At 46.2% G+C, this 21,333-nt stretch carries 19 protein-coding genes and 1 pseudogene; 10 read left to right on the plus strand and 10 right to left on the minus strand.

The window, feature by feature from the left end; genetic code table 11:
* Positions 1-8: 8 nt before the first annotated feature.
* From asp3 to K5J94_RS09590, 5 genes are all read right to left on the minus strand, one after another.
* Entirely contained in the window at positions 9-545 is a 537-nt protein-coding gene (asp3, locus tag K5J94_RS02785; RefSeq protein WP_221913459.1) for an accessory Sec system protein Asp3, read from the minus strand.
* A complete protein-coding gene (gene asp2, locus K5J94_RS02790) occupies positions 542-2,167 on the minus strand; it encodes an accessory Sec system protein Asp2 (protein ID WP_221913461.1) in 1,626 nt (541 codons plus the stop codon). Before asp2 ends, asp3 begins: the two co-directional genes overlap by 4 nt.
* Positions 2,168-2,179: 12 nt before the next feature.
* On the minus strand, positions 2,180-3,730 hold the full coding sequence (asp1, locus tag K5J94_RS02795; RefSeq protein WP_221913462.1) for an accessory Sec system protein Asp1: 1,551 nt from the start codon (positions 3,728-3,730) through the stop codon (positions 2,180-2,182).
* Positions 3,731-3,740: 10 nt separating this feature from the next.
* Positions 3,741-4,982, minus strand: coding sequence for an accessory Sec system protein translocase subunit SecY2 (gene secY2 / locus K5J94_RS02800; protein WP_221913464.1), 1,242 nt, complete (start codon positions 4,980-4,982; stop codon positions 3,741-3,743).
* 217 nt (positions 4,983-5,199) lie between these two features.
* The gene (locus K5J94_RS09590; protein WP_269437415.1) at positions 5,200-5,367 is read right to left on the minus strand and encodes an LPXTG cell wall anchor domain-containing protein; all 168 of its coding nucleotides are present in this window, start codon (positions 5,365-5,367) and stop codon (positions 5,200-5,202) included.
* 52 nt (positions 5,368-5,419) lie between these two features.
* Here K5J94_RS09590 and K5J94_RS09595 point away from each other — a divergent pair, with 52 nt between their 5' ends.
* Entirely contained in the window at positions 5,420-7,072 is a 1,653-nt protein-coding gene (locus tag K5J94_RS09595; protein ID WP_269437376.1) for a hypothetical protein, read from the plus strand.
* A 53-nt stretch (positions 7,073-7,125) separates the two neighbouring features.
* Here the strand turns inward: K5J94_RS09595 and K5J94_RS09600 are convergent.
* A pseudogene (locus K5J94_RS09600) lies at positions 7,126-8,604 on the minus strand (accessory Sec-dependent serine-rich glycoprotein adhesin); the annotation flags it as partial.
* A 386-nt stretch (positions 8,605-8,990) separates the two neighbouring features.
* On the opposite strand from K5J94_RS09600, the gene K5J94_RS02810 reads away from it, so the two are divergent.
* The gene (locus K5J94_RS02810; RefSeq protein WP_221913467.1) at positions 8,991-10,526 is read left to right on the plus strand and encodes a M protein trans-acting positive regulator PRD domain-containing protein; all 1,536 of its coding nucleotides are present in this window, start codon (positions 8,991-8,993) and stop codon (positions 10,524-10,526) included.
* 37 nt (positions 10,527-10,563) lie between these two features.
* Here K5J94_RS02810 and K5J94_RS02815 read toward each other — a convergent pair whose 3' ends face one another.
* Both K5J94_RS02815 and K5J94_RS02820 read right to left on the minus strand, forming a co-directional pair.
* Positions 10,564-11,142 carry a nucleotidyltransferase family protein gene (locus tag K5J94_RS02815; protein ID WP_221913469.1) on the minus strand — a complete coding sequence of 193 codons (579 nt, stop codon included), beginning with the start codon at positions 11,140-11,142 and terminating at the stop codon, positions 10,564-10,566.
* A 1-nt stretch (position 11,143) separates the two neighbouring features.
* Positions 11,144-11,890 (minus strand): LexA family transcriptional regulator, encoded by a 747-nt coding sequence (locus K5J94_RS02820; protein WP_221913471.1) that lies wholly within the window; start codon positions 11,888-11,890, stop codon positions 11,144-11,146.
* Positions 11,891-12,059: 169 nt separating this feature from the next.
* Here K5J94_RS02820 and K5J94_RS02825 point away from each other — a divergent pair, with 169 nt between their 5' ends.
* The 3 genes from K5J94_RS02825 to K5J94_RS02835 all read left to right on the plus strand — a co-directional run bounded on the left by K5J94_RS02825 (position 12,060) and on the right by K5J94_RS02835 (position 13,620).
* Positions 12,060-12,221, plus strand: coding sequence for a hypothetical protein (locus K5J94_RS02825; protein ID WP_221913472.1), 162 nt, complete (start codon positions 12,060-12,062; stop codon positions 12,219-12,221).
* Between the two features lie 203 nt (positions 12,222-12,424).
* Complete coding sequence (locus K5J94_RS02830) at positions 12,425-12,952, plus strand: 5-formyltetrahydrofolate cyclo-ligase (RefSeq protein WP_221913475.1); 528 nt, start codon at positions 12,425-12,427, stop codon at positions 12,950-12,952.
* Entirely contained in the window at positions 12,949-13,620 is a 672-nt protein-coding gene (locus K5J94_RS02835; RefSeq protein WP_159564432.1) for a rhomboid family intramembrane serine protease, read from the plus strand. Before K5J94_RS02830 ends, K5J94_RS02835 begins: the two co-directional genes overlap by 4 nt.
* Positions 13,621-13,753: 133 nt before the next feature.
* Here the strand turns inward: K5J94_RS02835 and galU are convergent, their stop codons facing one another.
* Both galU and K5J94_RS02845 read right to left on the minus strand, forming a co-directional pair.
* On the minus strand, positions 13,754-14,659 hold the full coding sequence (galU, locus tag K5J94_RS02840) for a UTP--glucose-1-phosphate uridylyltransferase GalU (RefSeq protein WP_159548476.1): 906 nt from the start codon (positions 14,657-14,659) through the stop codon (positions 13,754-13,756).
* Positions 14,660-14,682: 23 nt separating this feature from the next.
* Positions 14,683-15,699, minus strand: coding sequence for an NAD(P)H-dependent glycerol-3-phosphate dehydrogenase (locus K5J94_RS02845; RefSeq protein ID WP_221913477.1), 1,017 nt, complete (start codon positions 15,697-15,699; stop codon positions 14,683-14,685).
* Between the two features lie 195 nt (positions 15,700-15,894).
* Here K5J94_RS02845 and K5J94_RS02850 point away from each other — a divergent pair, with 195 nt between their 5' ends.
* The 5 genes from K5J94_RS02850 (at position 15,895) to K5J94_RS02870 (ending at position 21,327) form a co-directional block, all read left to right on the plus strand.
* Complete coding sequence (locus K5J94_RS02850; RefSeq protein WP_221913479.1) at positions 15,895-16,344, plus strand: MarR family winged helix-turn-helix transcriptional regulator; 450 nt, start codon at positions 15,895-15,897, stop codon at positions 16,342-16,344.
* Positions 16,337-18,049 carry an ABC transporter ATP-binding protein gene (locus tag K5J94_RS02855; protein WP_221913481.1) on the plus strand — a complete coding sequence of 571 codons (1,713 nt, stop codon included), beginning with the start codon at positions 16,337-16,339 and terminating at the stop codon, positions 18,047-18,049. The genes K5J94_RS02850 and K5J94_RS02855 overlap by 8 nt, the downstream gene beginning before the upstream one ends.
* Entirely contained in the window at positions 18,049-19,833 is a 1,785-nt protein-coding gene (locus K5J94_RS02860) for an ABC transporter ATP-binding protein (RefSeq protein ID WP_221913483.1), read from the plus strand. The genes K5J94_RS02855 and K5J94_RS02860 overlap by 1 nt, the downstream gene beginning before the upstream one ends.
* A gap of 272 nt (positions 19,834-20,105) precedes the next feature.
* Positions 20,106-20,876 (plus strand): epoxyqueuosine reductase QueH, encoded by a 771-nt coding sequence (locus tag K5J94_RS02865; RefSeq protein WP_159560508.1) that lies wholly within the window; start codon positions 20,106-20,108, stop codon positions 20,874-20,876.
* Positions 20,877-20,949: 73 nt separating this feature from the next.
* Positions 20,950-21,327 (plus strand): YbaN family protein, encoded by a 378-nt coding sequence (locus K5J94_RS02870; RefSeq protein ID WP_159548485.1) that lies wholly within the window; start codon positions 20,950-20,952, stop codon positions 21,325-21,327.
* Positions 21,328-21,333: the final 6 nt, after the last annotated feature.

The raw sequence follows: 21,333 nt of genomic DNA on the forward strand, positions 1-21,333 counted from the left end.
TTTTCCTTCTATGCTAATGGAATAAGGGAGCAGATGAGGTCTAGCTCTGCTGGTAAATCTTGCTCCTGATAAGACTTGGCCTTTGGAGCTTCTTGCCAGACTTTTTGTGCCTCACAGGCATAGAGCTTGAGCTCCTGAAAGCGCAGCTGATGACAGCCCGCGCTCATCAAGGAGATGTCATAGTGATCAGTATCTACTGGACAGGTGAAAAGTCCTTGCTGGTCTCGCAGAGTCAACACCTCAAGCAGCTCATCTTGTTGGTTTTTAAAGCTAACTTGCAGGTAGCAGGCACCTCCTGATAGGACTTGTACCTGATAGGTTAATTCATAGGAGTCGCCTGGGATCAGCAGGGGCAAGTCGGGACAGACCCGATGGGCCTGATAGTGGCGCTTGGAATGCCAGCTTAAGAGGGCCTTGCCCGGGGCAATACAAGGGTTATCAAAGACCAGCTGGCCCTTTTCTGTTGCTAGGTGCGTGCCATAGAGGTACTTGTCACAGCGGGCCGGGTCGGCTGGCTTTAGGTGAAGGATTAAGGTTTTGGTCATGGCTTGCTCCTTTCAAAGTCATTTGCTAGCACGGCTTGATATTGGTCGACAAACCACTTGGTAATGGCATCGCTATTATCGTTGTGCCGTCCTAGGTAGCCCTTGCTAAATAGGTGAATCTGCTTATCGGCTGCATAGTCTAAGAGCCGCTCATAAGCTTTTGGGTCATAATCTTCATTGAGCATATAGGCAATGGCAAATTGGGTTTTAGAAAAATCCGCTGGCTTAAATGCCTGCCAAAAACGGGCATTGATTTTTTGAACAGCAGCTGCGTGATTGTCACCAACCAAGGCTAGCAGCATATCTGCACTTGCTTCAAACTCATCGGGCCGCAGCAGCCGCAGGTTCATGGCCGCATCACCAATATTGGTAAAGGGTTTGCCTACGATGACTGTGTGGGGCTGCAAGATAGTAGCATAATAAAGGGCGCCGTAAGTGCCCATGGAAATCCCTGAGAGGATGAGCTGGGAATGATCAAAGCCGAGATAATCTAGGGCTGTTTGGATGGCTTTGACAATCGCTGCCTGGTAGGCCGGGCTACCCTGGTAGAAGGAGCCGCCTTCTAGCCGCGGATCAGATAGGAGCAAGAAAGGCGAGCCGATTTTTTTCATCATGTAGAAGCCCTCAAAGCCTTCGGCCGCACGAAATCCTGAAAAATAGACTGATAAGGGAGGTTTCATGTCGCCAGGATGGAAATAGCTCAAGACTTCCTGCCGCTTTGCATCGCGGTGGATCTGACCGCCGACTAGCAGCTCACCTAATCCTAGATGTGACAAGCGGCGATGTAAGGGGCCAGCTAGCAGCTTTCCCTGGCCCTTGGCATACACGGTGACATTGTACTGACCGACCTCAGCATCAGGATACAGCAAAATCGGCTGTTCGAGGTCATTACCACTGACCAAGCGACTGGACTTTACGCCATCAATCGCCCCAGCATAAATGCTATCAATAGCGATAGCCAGTGTCACCGCACCATCGCTCACATACTCCCACCATAATTCTGTGGCAATTTTGTCCATGCTGATGCCATACTTAAAGGTGAAAAGCGGCGTCAGCTCTTCTCCAAAATCGCCCTCAAAGGTCAGACTGGCATGGCCTTGAAAGGAAACCTGGCCTGGAAAACCAGGAAAGACATCTATATCTTTTACCTGGAGCTTGTCCCCATATTGGCCTTTAAACAAGGCAAGATGCAAAAAGGTAATCAGCTGACTGGCCTCGCCTTGTGTCAAAAGGTCCAAGGGCCTGGCCATTTTTCGCCGTAGAAAACCTCTGGGGCTAGCTGCTAGGGAGAGATCGGCCGCATAGAAGACACAGTGAGCTTCGACCCATTGGGCCAAGGGCTCAAGCTGTGCCTCATCTAGTGTGCTCATAATGAGCAGGGCATCAAATTGCCGCCTGGCCTGTAGAGCCTTTGCTTTTTTGGTCTGTTGTTGCTGTGACACTAAGTGTTTTTGCTCATCTTTGGCTGCTTCTTGGGCTAAGAGCGCCGCTAGGTGGCCTTGTAAAAAGGCCTCTAAATCCTCCTCAAGGGACACATGATACCACTCCATCTTCTCTGGCAGGCTTAGTCCGGCTGACTTGTCCTTGCCGCCCACCTGTAGGATACGAATCGTCTTAGCCATAGGCTTCTCTCCTTATAAATACCTTTTCCATTGGGCTAGCAATTGCCCGCTGGTGTAATCGGCCATCTTTTGCACGGTGTCCACCAAGGCGCGGTTCCAGTTGGCCAAGCCTGTAAAGTAATAATCAAAAGCAAGATCTAGATCATCTAATGACTCCAAAATCCAGCCGTTCTTTTGATGGGTCACGTAGTCAGTGGCCACCCGATTAATCTGGGGAATACCCGCTGAGATGCTGGCAATCTGTGTGTAGAGATCAGGTCGCTCTCCCAGGTCAAGCACCAGGCGGGCCCGATCAAGGGCTGCAATAACCTCATGCTCACTGCTAAGCCATTGCAAGTCAATCCGGCTCAAGACCAGCTGTTCTTCGAGTTGGTTCTCACCAATGGCTTGGCTTTGGTAGAAAGCCTCCTGGTCAAAGTGCGTGGCAATCAGCTCTTCAAGGTCAGCTCGCATGGCTGCTTGATTTCGCTGTAAGTCAAAACTAATGATCTTTAGGGTCATGTCTTTGTGCTTTTGCAGCTGCGCTAGCAAGGGCATCAGACTAGCCTGGTAAGCTGTCTCATCAATAGTGTCAATGAAATAATAGACTTCGAGCTCTTTGTAATTTTGACTGTGGCCCAGACGCAGGCGGCTATCAAAGGGCGTCACCCTAAGCACTGGTCGTGCCTGACTCAGTTGCCTCGTCATGAGCCCTTTGAGCTGGGCTTCTTTTTCCTGGGTGTCTACGACAATTAGCTGAGCTTTTGCTAGGCTATCAAGCATGTGTGGCAGCAGCCCAGCAGCAATGCGATTACCAAAAAAGGACAGGACTTTCTTTTGTTCGGGGAAGAGCTGGAGCAGCAGGTGGTTGTGCTGCGGATGGGCCGCGATGATTAGCTTATCATCAGCCTTAAGTTTGTGCGCTTTTAAGAGCGACAAACGCTCACACAGCAAGTCTTCCCAGCAAGTGTAGTGTGACTGTTTAAAATGCTGATCGGCCTTGGGATTGATGGCTAAGCCCTTTTGGCTCCCTTTGAAATATTCGCGAACCTGCCAGACGCCATGAGGATTCAGGTAATCCTGGTGATGGGGCTTACCTTCTTGGTAGACTAAAAGACTAGATAAAAACCCCCGATCATCAAAGACATACTCTCTACTAGTCTGTCCTTGATCTTTATAAATAATGCTGTGCAGGTTACCATCTTGGGCGAAATGCACAGTTGCTAGCTCTGTTTCAGCCAGCTTAACCACTACAGCAAACGCTGTGTAAATAAAGCGCACACCCTTTGGCCAGTGCAATTCCTTAAAATCAATCGCCTTAGTGCTGCTTGCGTGGCTATTTTGAATATCGTCAAAAAAGGACCAGTAACCAAGACCCAAAAGCCCCTGCTGATGCAAGAAATAGCGCAGCTGTGGCTGATAGTTCAACACTAGCAGCGCGACCTCTGTCAGATCATCGTAAAAGAGCTTGACTTGATTGACAGTATCATCAAAGGCCATCTCCTGGCGCAGCTGGTACCAATAAGCTGTCCGGTGGTACCACTTGCGCTTAGACTGATACCAAGAAGGGATAAAATAAAACATAGGGGCTCCTTTAGATTAATGGCTCATACCGTTGCCAGACTCTCAACGCTTCGATCTGCTCAATCACCGTCATCATCAGACTGACAATGATAAAGCCATTACTGATCATCATGACAAAGGCAAGGGGCTGCTCGGTGAAAAAGAAATTGAGCAAGATTGGCAGCCCACCCATCAGGGTGATAAGCACCGCCCCGATATGGGCAAAGTAACTAAGCTTTCGCTCAATATAGCGATAAGTAGCCTTGCCAGGCCGGACTTGCTCGATGTAGTCACCGCCCCGTTGAAAGTTTTTGGCTATTTCTTGCGCGTCGTAGTTAAAATAGGCAAAGCCAATGGACAAAACATAGAGAATCACCAGATAACACAGCGCACCAGGCAGGCTGTCTAGATTACTATTTGCCAGCAAATCCTGCAGCAGACTAGAAGTCGGGAAGATCCCAAGCAGCCCTTGTAGGATCAGCGCAGGCAGGGTCATCAGGGTCATGCTGTACATAAAGGGCATGCCGCCTGCTGGCAGCAAGCGAATGGGCAGATAGGTCGCTTCTTCAAAACGACTATGGATGACAACGCGCCTTAAGGGGATGCGGTATTCAGCCCGATAGACCAGCACCGTCCACCAGGCCAAGCCGACCAGCAAAAGCGCAAAACCAGCAAAAGCCAGCCCAGCCATCAGCTGACTGCTGTGCTTTTCTGCCAAAAAGCTGGTGCCATTTTGCAAGAGGTTGAGACACATATTGACCAAGATAATGACCACCGGCCCACCTAGCCCGTATCTGGTATTGACCTGAGTCAGCCAAGTCAGCACCATGCTGCCTGCAACCAGCACCACCATGGTGGCAAACCGCCCCAGCAGGGCATTATCCAGCTGCCGTGGGGCAAAGCTGACATAGGTCAAGGTCGCGGTCAAGCCAAAGGCTTGAATGGCTGCAATACCAAGGGCCAAGGCATTTTGCCAAAACCAACTGGCCTTCTTGGTCAAGCTGGCAAGGCCTGGCAGCTTAAAGACGGTTAAGCTGCGCCACAGAATCAGCATGGTCATATAAGGGCCAATCCCCAGGCTAAAGAGTGTCATCATCTCATAGTGGCCACCAGACACAGACGCCAAAGCGGCCAGAAGGTCTTTATTAGCCTGCGGTTGCAAGCTAGCCGCGTCTAAGGGTACCGTGCCTACGGGGATAGCCCGCCCCAGCATATAGATAAAGACCATACCAAAGGTCCATGCGATTTTTTTACCTAATAGGGAATGTTTCATGTTTATCCTCTACGCTTCCTATCACTCAGGCCTAACCGGCCGTCTACTGCTTATTATAGCAAAATTTCCCCAAAATCAGCCCGCCCGCCACCACGCCTTCTTTGAACTGTACCTAGGAGAAGGGATAAAGAAATTCCCACGAAGACCGGAATCTGTGGGAATTTCCTTATCAGTAATCGCAAAAACAGAAAAAGGCAGATTTTCTAGAAAACGTTAGCTATTTATCCTGACGCGATTTTCTTTTCTTGCCAAATAGGCTACCGCTTAGCAGAGCACCAATACCGGCTAGAGTGGCTAAGGACTCATGCTCACCGGTCTTAGGCAGAGCGCGCGAGGCATTAGCAGACTCAGAGCCTGACGGCTTGTGACTGTCAGATGCCGGCAAGCTGCTAGAGGTTGAAGTTGACTCTGACGTTGATGCTGACTCAGAGGTAGATGTGCTAGCGCTAGTAGAAGCACTTAAACTGCTTGATGTCGAAGCCGATTCGGAAGCTGATAGGCTAGCGCTAGTAGAAGCACTTAAACTGCTTGATGTCGAAGCCGATTCGGAAGCTGATAGGCTAGCGCTAGTAGAAGCACTTAAACTGCTAGACGTAGACGCCGATTCAGAAGCCGATAGGCTAGCGCTTGTTGAAGCACTTAAACTGCTAGAAGTTGAAGCCGATTCGGAAGCTGATAGGCTAGCGCTTGTTGAAGCGCTCAAACTACTTGAAGTAGAAGTGGATTCGGAAGCGGACGTGCTAGCACTAGTAGACGCACTTAAACTGCTAGACGTAGATGCCGACTCAGAAGCAGACGTGCTAGCGCTGGTAGACGCACTTAGACTGCTTGATGTCGAAGCGGATTCGGAAGCTGATAGGCTAACGCTGGTAGACGCACTTAAACTGCTTGATGTCGAAGCCGATTCGGAAGCTGATAGGCTAGCGCTAGTAGAAGCACTTAAACTGCTTGATGTCGAAGCCGATTCGGAAGCTGATAGGCTAGCGCTAGTAGAAGCACTTAAACTGCTTGATGTCGAAGCCGATTCGGAAGCTGATAGGCTAGCGCTAGTAGAAGCACTTAAACTGCTAGACGTAGACGCCGATTCAGAAGCCGATAGGCTAGCGCTTGTTGAAGCACTTAAACTGCTAGAAGTTGAAGCCGATTCGGAAGCTGATAGGCTAGCGCTTGTTGAAGCGCTCAAACTACTTGAAGTAGAAGTGGATTCGGAAGCGGACGTGCTAGCACTAGTAGACGCACTTAAACTGCTAGACGTAGATGCCGACTCAGAAGCAGACGTGCTAGCGCTGGTAGACGCACTTAGACTGCTTGATGTCGAAGCGGATTCGGAAGCTGATAGGCTAACGCTGGTAGACGCACTTAAACTGCTTGATGTCGAAGCCGATTCGGAAGCTGATAGGCTAGCGCTAGTAGAAGCACTTAAACTGCTTGATGTCGAAGCCGATTCGGAAGCTGATAGGCTAGCGCTAGTAGAAGCACTTAAACTGCTAGACGTAGACGCCGATTCAGAAGCCGATAGGCTAGCGCTTGTTGAAGCACTTAAACTGCTAGAAGTTGAAGCCGATTCGGAAGCTGATAGGCTAGCGCTTGTTGAAGCGCTCAAACTACTTGAAGTAGAAGTGGATTCGGAAGCGGACGTGCTAGCACTAGTAGACGCACTTAAACTGCTAGACGTAGATGCCGACTCAGAAGCAGACGTGCTAGCGCTGGTAGACGCACTTAGACTGCTTGATGTCGAAGCGGATTCGGAAGCTGATAGGCTAACGCTGGTAGACGCACTTAAACTGCTTGATGTCGAAGCGGATTCAGAGGCCGATAGGCTAGCGCTAGTAGACGCACTCAAGCTGCTAGACGTAGATGCCGACTCAGAAGCAGACATGCTAGCGCTGGTAGACGCACTTAGACTGCTTGAAGTAGAAGCGGATTCAGAAGCCGATAGGCTGGCACTAGTAGACGCGCTCAAGCTGCTTGAAGTAGAAGCGGACTCAGAGACCCGAGCACTGGTCGAAGCTGACTGGGAGGCTGAGGTGCTTTCGGATAAAGATTTCGTCTTAGCATCTGCGTCTGATTTTCCATCTACCTGGGTGTAGCCATACTTATAATCAGCGTAGTTCCACTGATCAGAAATTCTTGAATAAAATGTTCCACTCTGTATTGGTGTCTCAATCTTAATAACGTAGGAAACATTTCTAGGGATATAATAGTTTTTCCAATCAATTGTAATATTATGGCTATTTTTTTGAGGTGGGAATTGGGAAGTCACATCAATAAAATTAGGAAGACTATAATTTTGATCCATGCTATCTGTTAAATTATGTGGATTTGTCTGATAAATTGTAACAATCGCCTGAGATAGATCAATCTTCGCCTGCGATGAGACGGCTGTCCCAATTATTGTTTGTAAAGTCCGATAATGAGAATATATATCAGTTCCATTAGGATTAATTTGTGTGATATAGGTTTCTCTATCGTTCGTATGATCTATTTTCATAATTCTAGATTTAATATTTAGAGTCCCATATTCCGCTGGATTATTGTAAGCTACATATTCCTCAATAGAAGCTTCTGTACCATTTAATCTTGCTGTAAATATTTCCTTGGTTTGGGTTGTTCGAGATACAACCCGTTGGTCTGGCCACACTGGTGTTGTTACTCTAGCATCGATTTTATATAAAGTTGCAGCGTGTTTTGTCCAAGTATATGTTATTTGATGACTGTCCGGATTATAAATTCCAGTTGCTAATGTTTTTTGCGTTTTTTGATCCACGATTGGTTGGGGGTAAGTACTAGTTCCAACACCCTGTGTGTCAAGATTTTTTGAGAGCTCAAGAGTGAAAAAATCATTTTCTTTAACTGAAAGAATAGAGAAATCAAAATTTAAAAAAAGATTTTCTGAATTATCTAATTTAACTGTTCCAGGTGTTGTACTTCTCTCTTGAAGTGTAATCTGAACATTCTGCAATTGAGCTGTTACATCTTTCCCTTCAGTCACCAAAGCTTCAGGCTTTGCCACAGTTTCGGCTTCTTCTCCCACCGGCACCGGCTCCATGCCCGACTCCTCACTAACCGACCGCACGGCTCTGGGCCGGGCAACGGCCTTGTCATTTGCTGCGCTTTCTGAGGCCAGGGCGGCCTGGGAGGCCGAGGTGCTCTCGCTACTCGATAGGGATTGGGACTGACTTAGCGAGCTTGACTCAGATAGTTCGCTACTGACCTGGGTGGTGGGCTCAGCAGTTTTTGCTGCAAGTGTGCTTTGATCAGTCCCTGTCTCCATCGTCAGGGTATCTGTTGTTGCTAAAGGCTGCACGGACTCTTGTGTGACCTCTTCGGCCAGGACCTGGTCGCTCATGACCAGCGCCCCGCCAAGCATGGCGCCACTTGCGGCTATTCCCTTTAGCAGGCTAATCGCTGGTGAGTGGGAGGCTAACTCAGTTTCCACTTCTTGGATGCGAACGTCTGTTGGTGAAGCACCCTTGAAAAAACGTAAGAGCCCGATATTTGAGATGACCGTCCGGACCCAGTGCTTACCAGACTTGTGCATCTTGACCCGCGTTTTGCGCGAGGCTTCTTGGTAGTGATAGTTTTTCTTTAACATGATCTCTCTCCATAACATGTAACGCATCAATCGTAGTAATGTCTCATTTTACTACTAGCTTTTAGTAAAATTAAAAGACTCTGCCTTTTATATCCTGCTGTGCTTCATGGGATATAAAAAATGGGAGTCAAGCTGGTTTTCAGGCCTTTTGGTACCTTCTGGTGTTGATAAAACAATTAATCGGCTGAAATGAGCATACGTATCACAATTTAGCATAGTAATGCTGAGATTGCTATAGTCAAAACAGCATCTTTTTCTCAATTTTTTCTCCTTTTGAATCAATTGGTGAGAAAATTTTTTGGAATAATTAAAATTAACAGAATATTTATCTTTATTAGAGATGAAGTTGTTTGTTTTTTGCATTTTTACTGCTATACTAAGGTAATACATTATCTATAAGGAAGGAGAGACCCTTGTTAGAAAATCGTTATATTGAACAAACCATTCGTGATAAAGCCCATCTAGTGATGCTCTTTTTTAATAGACCAAGCATTTCCCTGCAGGAGGTCAAAGAGATTGTCGGCTTAACTTCCTTGCAGGTAAGGCAATATTGTAAAGAGTTAGATTTGCTTTATAGCGGCAGGCTAAACATCACCCTTACAAAAGGTCATATCCAAGCGGACCTTACCGAGCCAGCTGCCTTAGAAACGTTTTTATACCCCTTGTACCGCCAGTCGGGGATCTTGCAGTTGCTTCGTTTTTTTATCATTAATCCAATCAAAAACGGTAAGTCTCTGGCGCACTTTGCCAAGGAGCAGTTTATCTCGACAGCTTCTGCTTATCGGCTAAGAGAAGCGATAGCACCCTATATTGAGGAGATCGGCCTAAGGCTTGTGAAAAACAGCATTGTCGGTGAGGAGTATCGGATTCGCTACCTCATTGCCTTTTTACAGACCAAGTTTGGAATTGACATTTACGAGTTAACCCCAAAAGACCAGCTCATTACGCGCCATTTTCTCTTTGATAGTGCCAGCCATCTCAGACCTTCTCATCTATTGTCAGAGTCGTTTATTTTTTACAATGTTCTTTTGTCCCTATCATGGAAGCGCCATGATAAAAGCGTCCGGCTTCCTGAATCAGCGATTTTTAACAAATTGACTCGGATCTTTATCTATGAGAAACTGGCCAAGAGCATTGAAGAGATCCTCCAGCCGCAGACCGGCCTGACATTTCAAAAAGATGACTTGGATTACCTTTTTTTAATCTATCTGACTGCTAGTAATTCCTTTGCTAGCCAAAAGTGGTCCAAAGAGCATATCCAGCAAGTCAGAGCCATCTTTGAGGCTGATCCTGCTTTTTCACAATTACTCCGGGCCATCCAGAAGCTCTCGCCCTTGTTTTTGGATAAGAACGATGATTTAGTGCACATCCTGATTTACTTTTACTTGTATTTCCTTTTTGACTTGCAAGATCTCATTCCTGAGCAAGTGCGCTGTTCCTCTAGGACCTATCAGGGACATGCTGGCTTTTTCCAAGCGGTTAATCAGGTCGTTAACCAATGGCTACGTGCGATTGGGGCCAAGGGCCCTCACTGCCAGCATCTCTTTTTACTGTGCAATCACTTGGAGCAGTTGCTCAGAAATTGCCAGCCTCCAATCAAGCTGGTGTGTATCGCGGCTAATGCTGTCAATGCACGCTTGCTCAAGGATGCTATTTCTGCTTTGTTTTCCCCAAAAAGCGTTGCTGTTCATTCCTTTTACCTCTTGATTGATGATATTTACAAGATCAGTGATTTAGAGCCTGACCTAGTAATCACGCATCAAAAGCTCATCCCTTTTGTCAAGAAGGAATTAACGCCAAATGTGGCTACCCTGGACTTTTCTTCTCCTGATTTCAATGGTCGGGTCTCGCAGCTGCAAAAACGCATCTTGGACCTCAAGGAAGAAAAGTACGAGAAAATCATGACTGAGCAGTTTGCCACTTCTGCCACTCAGGAGCCTGATGTTTAGGCTAACACAAAGAGGATGCTTTTTGGCACCCTCTTTTCTAGCGGCGTGAAACGGCAGATGATACAAAATGACGTTTAAATAATTTATGGCTTTCAATGTTGTGATCAACATCTTTCTCATCCCAAATTTGCAACTCCCAAGGATAGTAGTGATTACTCTTATTCTTGAAATAAACGTGTATCCCTGTGTAACTATCTGTATCTCGTAAATACCAGTTTTTTAAATCAAACTTATCCTGCCAGTCATCGAGTTGTTGCATCACTTGTGAAATATCCTCAGACGATAGAATGATACGAGCGCCAAAAATGTCATTAAGAATAGAATTCACAGGATAGCCATCTTGCCTTTTTGCAAAACGTTCAATTTTGTCTAAGATGCTTTCTGACGTTTTGACACGATAGACATAAGGGATATCTTTGACATCAGCTTTCATCAAATAATCATTGATGGATTCGTGCAAATTCAAGCGGTAATCTAAAATAGCTTGGACAGGTACTTTTGAAAAGGTATGTTTTAGGTTAATCTTTTCAACTTTCCCAGTCTCAAAATAATCTTGCGAATAAACAAGGTGTATTCTGTTAATTTCCGAGATTAAGCGTTCCACTTTTTCTAGCATACTATCCCTCCCTATAACTATCTACGACTTCGCCAATAATCCGAAAGTCGCTATCTACGCCTATCGGTATATCTGGATAATCTCCACATTGGTTTAAACTATGCAGAAATGCTCCCTCATCGGTTATAAGCAATTGCTTGACATAAGCATCACCATAGTACTCAAACACGCCTATATCGCCGTCTGAGAGCTCTACAGATAGCTTGACAAAGACATAGTCACCCGAATGGTATTTAGGTTCCATAGAATCACCATAAAGAGGGATAACAAAGTCAGCGGGCACATTGACTGGTAGTTCAATGGTCTCCACTTGCGCATCGTTCAAGTACTGGCCAGTACCAGCGGACGCGGCCTGGTCGTAGTAGTGGTAGGTGTAGTGGATAACTTGTGGTTTCTCTAGGGTGTTTTGCTGGTCCAACTGTGTTTCTATATAGTCCAAAACTGTAAGCTGACGTTTATGCTCTAACTGAGAAGACGTTTCTGTTATTTTTTGCAGGGTGGATGAGACTGCCTCTACTTGATAGGTGATAGGGGTGGAGGGTTTCCCAAACATCATTATCTTTGGTTCTACCTCGAAGTATTTTGCTATCTCTTCGATCTCGTATATTTTTGGCGAGCGCGTTCCTTTTTCCCACTTTGATATAGTTGACTTTGTTTTCCCAAGCCCTTCTGCTAACTGCTCCATAGTCAACTTTTTGCTCAATCTAAGCTCTTTGAGCATTGCAGGGAATGCGATGGTGGAAGCCATCTCAATTCCTCCTTTGTTTGTTAATTAGTTACATTATAATGGCACGTTTACAAAATGTCAACAAAAAAAGGTTGACAAATGTTACACAAAAAATAGTTGACAAAAAAGAAACTTCGGATTAAACTATAATCAAGCCCAAGGAATTCAACTAAACAAAAGGAGAAATCGCATGAATTGGAAAAAGCTGCTGTTTGGCGACTTAGCACGCACGGTGACTAGGCGTGATGGCAAGGAAAAGATAAGCATTGCCTTTGAAGGTGGTGTATTGCCAGCACTGTTGGTGCTAGGTGGCATCGCTTGGCTGATTGCTTGGTTTTTGGAAAAAGGATAAAAAAGTGAGCCGCTAGTTTTGGCAGGTGTGCGGCGGCGTGTGCGCTGTGGGCTGTGCCTCTGGTCCTTGGCCGTGAACTCATCGTTATGGTTTTTTAGGAAGCGTGCTTGGAGCAAGTCTCGTTGAGTCTTCGCTGGATTGATACTTGCCCTGCTGGGCTTTACCTTGGGACAAATGCAGAAACTTCGTGTTATGATAGAGGCATGACAAAAAAAGCACTGAGACAACAAACACTAGCGGGCCTACGGGCTATGCAGCCGACTGAGAAAAAGGCGCTTGATCTTGAGCTCTTGGCTGCTTTGCTTGCCAGTACGGCCTATCAAAAAGCACAGGTCATTGCCACCTATCTAGCGATGCCGCATGAGTTTAACACGCATCTCGTCATTGAGCAGGCCTTGTTAGATGGCAAAGAAATCCTGGTTCCTAAGGTTGTGGGCAAAGGACAAATGGTCTTTTTGCCCTACCAGCCTAAAGCCTTAGAGGTTTCTGGCTATGGCCTTTTGGAGCCTAAGGGAAAGCAAGCTGTTGCTAAAGGAGCGATTGATCTGATCCATGTGCCGGGGGTAGTTTTTAATGCTGCTGGTTATCGGATTGGCTATGGTGGCGGCTATTATGGCCGCTACCTAGCTGATTTTAAGGGCCAGACGATTAGTACGATTTACGCGCAGCAATTGGCAGAGTTCTCTGCTGAAGCCCATGATATTGCTGTTTTGGAGGTATTGAGCAGATGAATTATACGCTTAGACGCCATCGCGTGACCTTGTTGCTGCTAGCGGTAACACTGGTCGTTTTTGTTGCGATGCAGATCTTATATGGACCCCAGGCGACACGACCCCAGGTCATTTATCAGTTTGGCGGGATGTTTGGCTTGGCCGTTCGCGCCATGCCTAGTCAACTGTGGCGCTTAGTGACCCCCATCTTTGTTCATATCGGCTGGGAGCACCTGCTGGTGAATGGGTTGACCCTCTATTTTGTCGGGCAATTGGCCGAACGCATCTGGGGCTCGGCTAACTTCTTTTTACTATACCTGCTGGCTGGCATGATGGGAAATGCCTTTACCCTGGCTTTGAGTCCAGCAGCAGTAGCTGCAGGGGCCTCCACTTCCTTATTTGGCGTATTTGCGGCGATTATGGTCCTTGGTCTTCAGACCAAAAATCCCCTGCTGCGCTCACTAGGGCGCTCCTACCTCTCACTGATTGTGGTGAATCTTGTGCTCAATCTCTTTATGCCCAATGTCGGGATTGCTGGCCATCTAGGCGGCGCTATTGGTGGGGCACTGGCGGCGCTTTTTCTACCTAATCAAATAGGCGAGCAGCCACTGACTAAGAGCCGCAGCTGGTTAGCGGCGCTAGGCTTTTTGGTCCTCTTTTTCGGACTTGTGGCCTATAGTTTTGCTTGAAGTAAGCGAAAGCTTATAGTTATAAAAAAGGGCCCAGCAAGCCGACTTGCTGGGCCCATAGAAAAACTGCAGGGCGTTTTCCCTTCTTAAAAGAAGCGACGTTCCCTGCAGTTTTTTTTGTTTTGGTTCGTTTTTAGTCTTTGCTCTCAGTGGCAGCTAATTCTTGGCCAAGCTTGATGATATAAGCTTTTAAATCATCCTTGATTTGCGGGTGCTTGAGAGCGTAGTCAATCGAGGTTTTCATAAAACCAAACTTATCACCGACATCATAGCGCTTGCCAGTGAACTGCCGAGCAAACACGCGCTGGGTCTTGTTGAGCGTGTCAATGGCATCGGTTAGCTGGATTTCATTGCCAGCACCAGGTGCTTGCTTTTCTAGAATTCCAAAGATTTCTGGGGTTAGGAGGTAGCGGCCGATAATCGCCAGGTCACTGGGTGCCTCTTCTGGTGTTGGTTTTTCGACAAAAGTATCCACGCTATAGAGGCCATTGACCGTCTCACCCTGCGGGGCAATCACCCCATAAGACGAGACGTCTTGGTGCGGCACTTGCATAACGGCGATCGTCGAGGCGTGAGTGGTTTCGTAGTCATCCATGAGTTGCTTTGTTAGGGGAATAGCGGAGCTGTCCGTTATATCCATCAGGTCATCACCAAGCATGACGATGAAAGGCTCGTTGCCAACAAAAGCTTTCGCTTGCAAAACAGCGTCACCCAGACCACGGGGGTGGCTTTGCCGGATAAAGTGCAAGTTAATCGCTGTCGTCTCATCGACCAGTTTGAGCAATTCTGTCTTGCCTTTGACTTCAAGGTTGTATTCTAATTCAAAGTTGGAATCAAAGTGGTCTTCAATGGACCGTTTGGCCTTACCAGTAACGACAAGGATTTCTTCAATGCCTGATTTTAAGGCTTCTTCAACGATAAATTGGATGGTTGGTTTATCAACAATTGGTAACATTTCCTTAGCTAAGGCTTTGGTCGCTGGTAAAAAACGGGTACCAAGCCCAGCAGCGGGGATAATCGCTTTTCTAACTTTTTTCATGGTATCTCCTTTTTGCAGGATGCTTAGTGCCATTCGTTTTCCGAACGGAATTCATTGGACATCATACCTAAGATGCTTTCTTTGATGCCGGCACCCTCATAGATGGATTTGTAAATGGCAGTGGTGATGGGCATGTAGACGCCTAATTCTTGGGCAATTTCGTAGGCTACCTTGGTTGTGGAGATGCCTTCAATGACCATGCCCATGTTGCGTTCAATGTCTTCTAGTTTTTCGCCCCGTCCTAGGGCGTCCCCTGCGCGCCAGTTGCGGGAATGCACAGAGGTTCCTGTGACAATAAGGTCGCCCACACCAGAAAGTCCGCTGTAGGTCAAGGGATCGGCCCCTAATTTTACCCCAAGGCGGGTAATCTCAGCCAGACCGCGCGTGATGACGGCTGCTTTAGTATTGTCGCCATAACCTAGACCGTGTAAGGCACCTGCTCCTACTGCTATGATATTTTTCAGAGCGCCAGCCGTTTCAACACCGATGACGTCGGGGTTGGTATAAAGGCGAAAATAGTGGTTGCTAAAGAGCGACTGGGCGTATTTGGCAGCTGCTAGATCCTTGGAGGCGGCGGTGATTAGGGTAATATCGCGGACAATAGTTTCTTCGGCGTGGCTAGGGCCTGAGACGACCACGACTTCGCCACGCAGCTGAGTGGGTACCTCTTCGCTAATCACGGTGGAGAGGCGTTCGTGGGTCCCAGGCTCAAGTCCCTTGGACGCATGCATCATGATGACTTTGTGGTCTAGGGTCTTGGCCACTTGCTGGGCAACGAGGCGGGTGACTTTGGTTGGGACGACAAAGAGCACCGCATCGGTATCAGCTAAGGCCTCTTTTAGGTCGGTCGTCGCGTGGATGCCTTCGTCTAAGACAATATCCTTGAAATAATGGGTATTGGTGTGGTGGGTCTTAATTTCGTCGATTTGGGCAGCGTGGTTCCCCCAAAGGCACACTTGGTGGCCGTTGTCATTGAGCACTTGGGCAAGTGCGGTGCCCCAAGATCCAGGTCCTAAGACGGCTACTTTTTGTTTTGTCATATCTTTCTCCTTGATGCTTGATGCGCTAATCACTTCATTATAACATAAATCACGCACCTCCTCTATTAGAAAACGTCCCTGATACCACGCCTAGGGTGAGATGGCGCTGCTTTTTACAAAGAAACAAGCAGAATGATTGACAATAGTTCCTAGGCGAACTAAAATAGGGGCTATTCTAATCGAAGGAGGCACCAGATGACGCGAATTATTGGTCAATTGCGTGATATTGCCCATCAGCTTGAGCGAGTGTGTGAACAGATTGCAAAGGAACATGGGATTGAGCAGTTGGCGGGTCCACAGGGCCATGTCTTAGTCTTTTTAGAGCAACAAGCTCATCAAGAAGTATTTGTAAAAGACATTGAGAAGCGTTTACAGATCTCAAAATCAGTTTCAAGCAGTCTGGTCAAGCGCATGGCCCGCAATGGCTTTATTGAAGTGCTTCCTGATCAGACAGATAAACGCTATAAACAAGTTGTTTTAACAGAGAAAGGCAGGGCCTGCTTACCTCAGTTGCAAGCCTGTCGCAAGGCCATTGAAGATTGCTTTTTTCAAAAAATTAGCAAAGAAGACTTTGCCACCGTTGAGAAAGTTATTAATCAACTCAAGCAAAACGTGTTAGAAGGAGAGAAAAACAAAGATGCTTAAAGAAACGTTACTGCGCTATAAGTGGTATGCTTTAGGATCATTTCTGATGGTTATTGCGGTCGTGGCAAGCACCTTGTTACAACCGCATTATTTACAAGATGTCCTAACGGCAGTATTAAAAAATGACCAGCAAACCATTAAGGACTTTGGTTCTATGCTAGTTATCATTGCTCTTGTCGGATTAATCGCAGGGGCAGTTAATACAGTCTTAGCAGCAAAGATTGCCCAAGGGGTTTCAGCGGATATTCGAGAAGCCACTTTCCGCAAGATTCAGAGCTTTTCTTATGCCAATATTGAGGATTTTAATGCGGGAAATCTAGTGGTGCGGATGACCAATGACATTACTCAGATTCAAAATCTGATGATGATGGTTTTTCAAGTCTTGCTACGAGTGCCGATTTTATTTGTTGGAGCCTTTATCATGGCCATTCAGACACTACCAAAACTATGGTGGGTGATTATCTTAATGGTTTTATTGATTGCTCTGATTATGGGATTGGTCATGAGTCAGATGGGACCGCGTTTTGGTCAATTTCAAAGTTTGATGGATCGGATTAACCAGATTGCTAAGGAAAACTTACGCGGGGTTCGCGTGGTTAAATCCTTTGTACAGGAGCGCCAGCAATATGAAAAATTTAAAGAAACATCTAATCAGCTGCTGGATTTGAATCTCTTTATTGGTTATGGCTTTTCCATCATGCAACCGGCCCTAAGCTTGGTTTCTTATCTAGCCATTTACATCTCCATTTTGTTGGTTTCTGGAATGGTTAAAACAGAACCGACAGTGGTTGGTAGTATTGCTTCTTTTATGACCTATATGATGCAAATCATGTTTTCCATCATTATGGTCGGCTTTATGGGGATGCAAGCTAGCCGGGCCTTTATTTCCATCGGCCGTATCAAAGAAATTTTAAACACCCAACCGGCAATGACCTTTACGAGCACTGACCTTGAAGATTTAAATGGGGATTTAGTTTTTGACCACGTCAGTTTCACCTATCCAAACGAAGAGAAGCCTATGCTTAAAGATATTTCTTTTGAGATTGCTGCCGGGCAGATGGTCGGTGTAGTTGGGGCGACTGGTGCTGGCAAATCAACGCTTGCGCAGCTGATTCCGCGTTTGTTTGACCCGCAAGAAGGGCAGATTACCATCGGTGGCAAGGATTTAAAGAGTCTAAGTCAAGCCACCTTGCGCCAAACAGTGGCCATTGTCCTTCAAAAGGCCATCCTCTTTTCGGGAACGATTGCCGATAATTTACGGCAAGGCAATGCTCACGCTGATCACTACACTATGCGTGCCGCAGCCAGGATTGCCCAGGCCAGCGAATTTATTGATCGCATGGAGCAAGGCTATGATAGTCATGTTGAGGAGCGCGGCAATAACTTTTCTGGAGGACAAAAACAACGCATGTCCATTGCGCGCGGTGTGATCGGACAGCCCAAAATCCTTGTTTTAGATGATTCCACATCAGCTTTAGATGCCAAATCAGAAAAGCTGGTACAAGAAGCACTCAATAAGGATCTAAAGGGCACAACAACTATTATTATTGCTCAAAAAATTTCCTCGGTGGTTAAAGCGGACAAGATTTTGGTGCTTGATGACGGGCAGTTGATTGCCCAAGGGACCCACAGTGACTTAGTGGCTAACAATGCTGTTTATCGGGAAATCTATGAAACGCAAAAAGGCAAGGAGGAAGAGGATTAATGAAAACTGCACGCTTTTTTTGGTTTTATTTTAAACGCTACAAAGGGTCGTTTGCTGTGATTATCTTGGCGATTATTGCGGCAACCTATTTACAGGTCAAAGCACCAGTTTTTCTTGGCCAGTCTTTGACAGAATTGGGGAAAATCGGCCAAGCCTATTATGGGGCTAAGATGGCTGGTAAACCTGATTTTGAGCCAGACCAGACCGCTTTTATGACCGTCATGTGGAAGCTTTTACTGACCTATATCTTTACCGCGCTAGCTAATTTGATTTATAGTCTCTTGTTCACGCGAATGGTCTCGCATTCGACTAACCGGATGCGTAAAGGCCTCTTTGGCAAGCTTGAGCGGCTAACGGTGGCTTTCTTTGACAAACATCGCGATGGAGATATCCTATCACGTTTTACCAGCGATTGGGACAATATTCAAAACACCCTCAATCAGTCGCTTGTTCAGGTGGCCACCAATGTGGCGCTTTATATTGGCTTAGTCTGGATGATGCTAAAACAAGATAGTCGCTTAGCACTTTTAACGATGGCGACAACGCCTCTTGCCTTGCTTTTTTTAGTCTTTATTGTACGAATGGCACGTAAATACACGACTATTCAGCAAACAGAAGTCTCAGCCTTAAATGCCTACATGGATGAAAAAATTTCGGGTCAAAAAGCGATTATCGTTCAAGGTTTGCAAGAAGAAACCATTGGAGAATTTATCAGCCATAATGAAAAGGTAAGGCAAGCAACCTTTAAAGGCCGCCTCTTTTCAGGTTTGTTATTTCCGGTCATGAATGGGATGAGTCTTTTAAATACAGCCTTGGTGATTTTTATTGGCTCTGGCATTGTTTTAAATGATAAATCCATCTCAATGGCAGCTGGTCTTGGCTTAGTAGTTATGTTTGTCCAATACTCGCAGCAATATTATCAACCCATTATGCAGATTGCCTCTTCTTGGGGCGAATTACAGCTGGCCTTTACCGGTGCTGGCCGGATTCAGGAAATGTTTGATGAGCAAGAAGAAATCCGCCCGCAAACTGCGCCAAAATTTCAGGAATTAAAAGAAGGCGTGGCTATCAACCATGTGGATTTTGGTTACCGACCAGATCAAAAGGTACTAAAGGACGTGTCCATCGAGGCCCCAAAAGGCAAGATGGTCGCAGTGGTTGGGCCTACAGGCTCTGGGAAAACAACTATTATGAACCTGCTCAATCGTTTTTACGATGTAGATAGTGGTTCGATCACCTTTGATGGAATCGACATTCGCGACTATGATCTTGATAGTTTACGGAAAAACGTGGGAATTGTTTTGCAAGAGTCAGTCCTCTTTTCAGGGACCATTGCTGATAATATTCGTTTTGGTGATGATACAGTCAGCCAAGAAATGGTTGAGACCGCTGCTTACGCCACTCATATTCATGAGTTTATTATGAGCCTACCTGAGGGTTACCAAACGCAGGTATCAGATGACGACAATGTCTTTTCAACTGGCCAAAAACAATTGATTTCCATTGCGCGTACCCTCTTGACAGATCCACAGGTCCTCATCTTAGACGAAGCGACATCTAATGTTGATACCGTGACAGAAAGTAAGATTCAAAAAGCCATGGAAGCAATCGTTGCCGGCCGCACCAGCTTTGTCATTGCCCACCGTTTAAAAACAATCTTAAATGCTGATGAAATCATCGTTTTAAAAGATGGTCAAGTCATCGAGCGTGGTAACCACCACCAGTTATTGAAGGAAAAGGGCTTTTACTCAGAGCTCTATCACAATCAATTTGTCTTTGAATAGGCCCTGCTGCACAGCCGTAAGAGATTTAGACCCAGCACGCCTCGTTAACAGCAAGTTATTTTCTAAAAGGCCCTTTTTTCTACTGGGCTGAGCCCTAAGGCTAGCTCTAAAGCCTGGGGGCTTTTTTGCTGCACAGCAAAGCTGTTGGCTTTTAGTCGTTTACCCTTTGCCAAATGCTAAGAATCAGGTATACTAGTAGCGACAGCTCGTTTTGCCGTTTGAGCCTTGCGTAAAAAGGCACAGCTGCTAGTGTAGTGGAAGGATTTGATATAATGATTGATATGACAGAGTTGCTGACCAAGCAGGCTGCAGACCAAAAAGTGAACTACGATCGACTATTGCAAAAGATGATTGCTGTGTGGGAAAAAGCAGGCCGCAGGCCCAGCATTTTGATGCATGTGTGCTGCGCCCCTTGTTCGACCTATGCTTTAGAGTACCTCTGTCAATATGCTGATATTACCGTCTATTTTGCCAATTCAAATATCCACCCTAAAGCTGAGTATCAACGCCGAGCTTATGAAACACAGGCCTTTGTTTCAGCCTTTAATGCTAAGACAGGCCATGAGGTTTCCTTTATCGAAGAAGCCTACCAACCTAATGAATATAAACAAAAGGTACGTGGGTTAGAAAAAGAACCTGAAGGAGGCGATCGCTGCCGGGTTTGCTTTGACTACCGACTGGATAAAACAGCCCAAAAAGCTTTGGATCTTGCTTTTGATTACTTTGCCAGTGCGCTGACCATTAGCCCTCATAAGAATGCTCAGGTGATTAATACGGTCGGACTGGAAGTTCAAAAATTGTATGATACGCATTATCTGCCCAGCGATTTCAAAAAAAATAACGGCTACCGCCGATCAGTCGAAATGTGTGACGAATATGATATTTACCGACAATGCTATTGCGGATGTGTCTATGCGGCCAAAGCCCAAGGGATTGATCTGGTCCAGATAAAAAAAGAAGCAGAACAAGCCATGCAAGGTAAAGACGGCCAAAAGGACTATCCCCACATCCGTTTTTCCTATAATGGTCAAACACTTTCTTAGGTGACAAATAAGGTTATGCGCACAGTAAGCACAGGGCTTGCTCTGATGGCTAGTAAAGAAGTAGAGGACAGTGATGAAAAAGATTGTTTACATAACGATAGGTTGTGTGAGTTTTGCTTTGGGGCTTTTAGGCATTCCCTTGCCCATTCTACCCACGACGCCATTTTTGCTTTTGGCGGGCTTTTGCTTTTCGCGCAGCTCAGACCGTTTTAATCACTGGCTCAGACAAACCAAGGTTTATCGTTACTATGTCGGTGACTACCTGGAGACTCGGGTTATTGCGCGTGACCGCAAGAAGAAAATCCTTGTTCAGGTTTGGCTGTTAATGGGGATTTCCATTATTTTTGTACCTCTTGTCTTTTTGAAGATAGGCTTTTTTGTGATGACTAGCTGCATGTCCTGGATCTTGTGGCGGTTTGTCCCGGAAACGCTCACAGAAAAAGACAAGTAGTCCGCT

This window comes from Streptococcus halichoeri (assembly GCF_019774635.1).
In the GTDB taxonomy this organism is placed as follows: domain Bacteria; phylum Bacillota; class Bacilli; order Lactobacillales; family Streptococcaceae; genus Streptococcus; species Streptococcus halichoeri.

Coding starts and splice junctions, on each gene's coding strand:
- asp3 (WP_221913459.1), bottom strand. CDS start 545: ATGACCAAAACCTTAATCCTTCACCTAAAGCCAGCCGACCCGGCCCGC.
- asp2 (WP_221913461.1), bottom strand. CDS start 2,167: ATGGCTAAGACGATTCGTATCCTACAGGTGGGCGGCAAGGACAAGTCA.
- asp1 (WP_221913462.1), bottom strand. CDS start 3,730: ATGTTTTATTTTATCCCTTCTTGGTATCAGTCTAAGCGCAAGTGGTAC.
- secY2 (WP_221913464.1), bottom strand. CDS start 4,982: ATGAAACATTCCCTATTAGGTAAAAAAATCGCATGGACCTTTGGTATG.
- K5J94_RS02815 (WP_221913469.1), bottom strand. CDS start 11,142: ATGCTAGAAAAAGTGGAACGCTTAATCTCGGAAATTAACAGAATACAC.
- K5J94_RS02820 (WP_221913471.1), bottom strand. CDS start 11,890: ATGGCTTCCACCATCGCATTCCCTGCAATGCTCAAAGAGCTTAGATTG.
- K5J94_RS02825 (WP_221913472.1), top strand. CDS start 12,060: ATGAATTGGAAAAAGCTGCTGTTTGGCGACTTAGCACGCACGGTGACT.
- K5J94_RS02830 (WP_221913475.1), top strand. CDS start 12,425: ATGACAAAAAAAGCACTGAGACAACAAACACTAGCGGGCCTACGGGCT.
- K5J94_RS02835 (WP_159564432.1), top strand. CDS start 12,949: ATGAATTATACGCTTAGACGCCATCGCGTGACCTTGTTGCTGCTAGCG.
- galU (WP_159548476.1), bottom strand. CDS start 14,659: ATGAAAAAAGTTAGAAAAGCGATTATCCCCGCTGCTGGGCTTGGTACC.
- K5J94_RS02845 (WP_221913477.1), bottom strand. CDS start 15,699: ATGACAAAACAAAAAGTAGCCGTCTTAGGACCTGGATCTTGGGGCACC.
- K5J94_RS02850 (WP_221913479.1), top strand. CDS start 15,895: ATGACGCGAATTATTGGTCAATTGCGTGATATTGCCCATCAGCTTGAG.
- K5J94_RS02855 (WP_221913481.1), top strand. CDS start 16,337: ATGCTTAAAGAAACGTTACTGCGCTATAAGTGGTATGCTTTAGGATCA.
- K5J94_RS02860 (WP_221913483.1), top strand. CDS start 18,049: ATGAAAACTGCACGCTTTTTTTGGTTTTATTTTAAACGCTACAAAGGG.
- K5J94_RS02865 (WP_159560508.1), top strand. CDS start 20,106: ATGATTGATATGACAGAGTTGCTGACCAAGCAGGCTGCAGACCAAAAA.
- K5J94_RS02870 (WP_159548485.1), top strand. CDS start 20,950: ATGAAAAAGATTGTTTACATAACGATAGGTTGTGTGAGTTTTGCTTTG.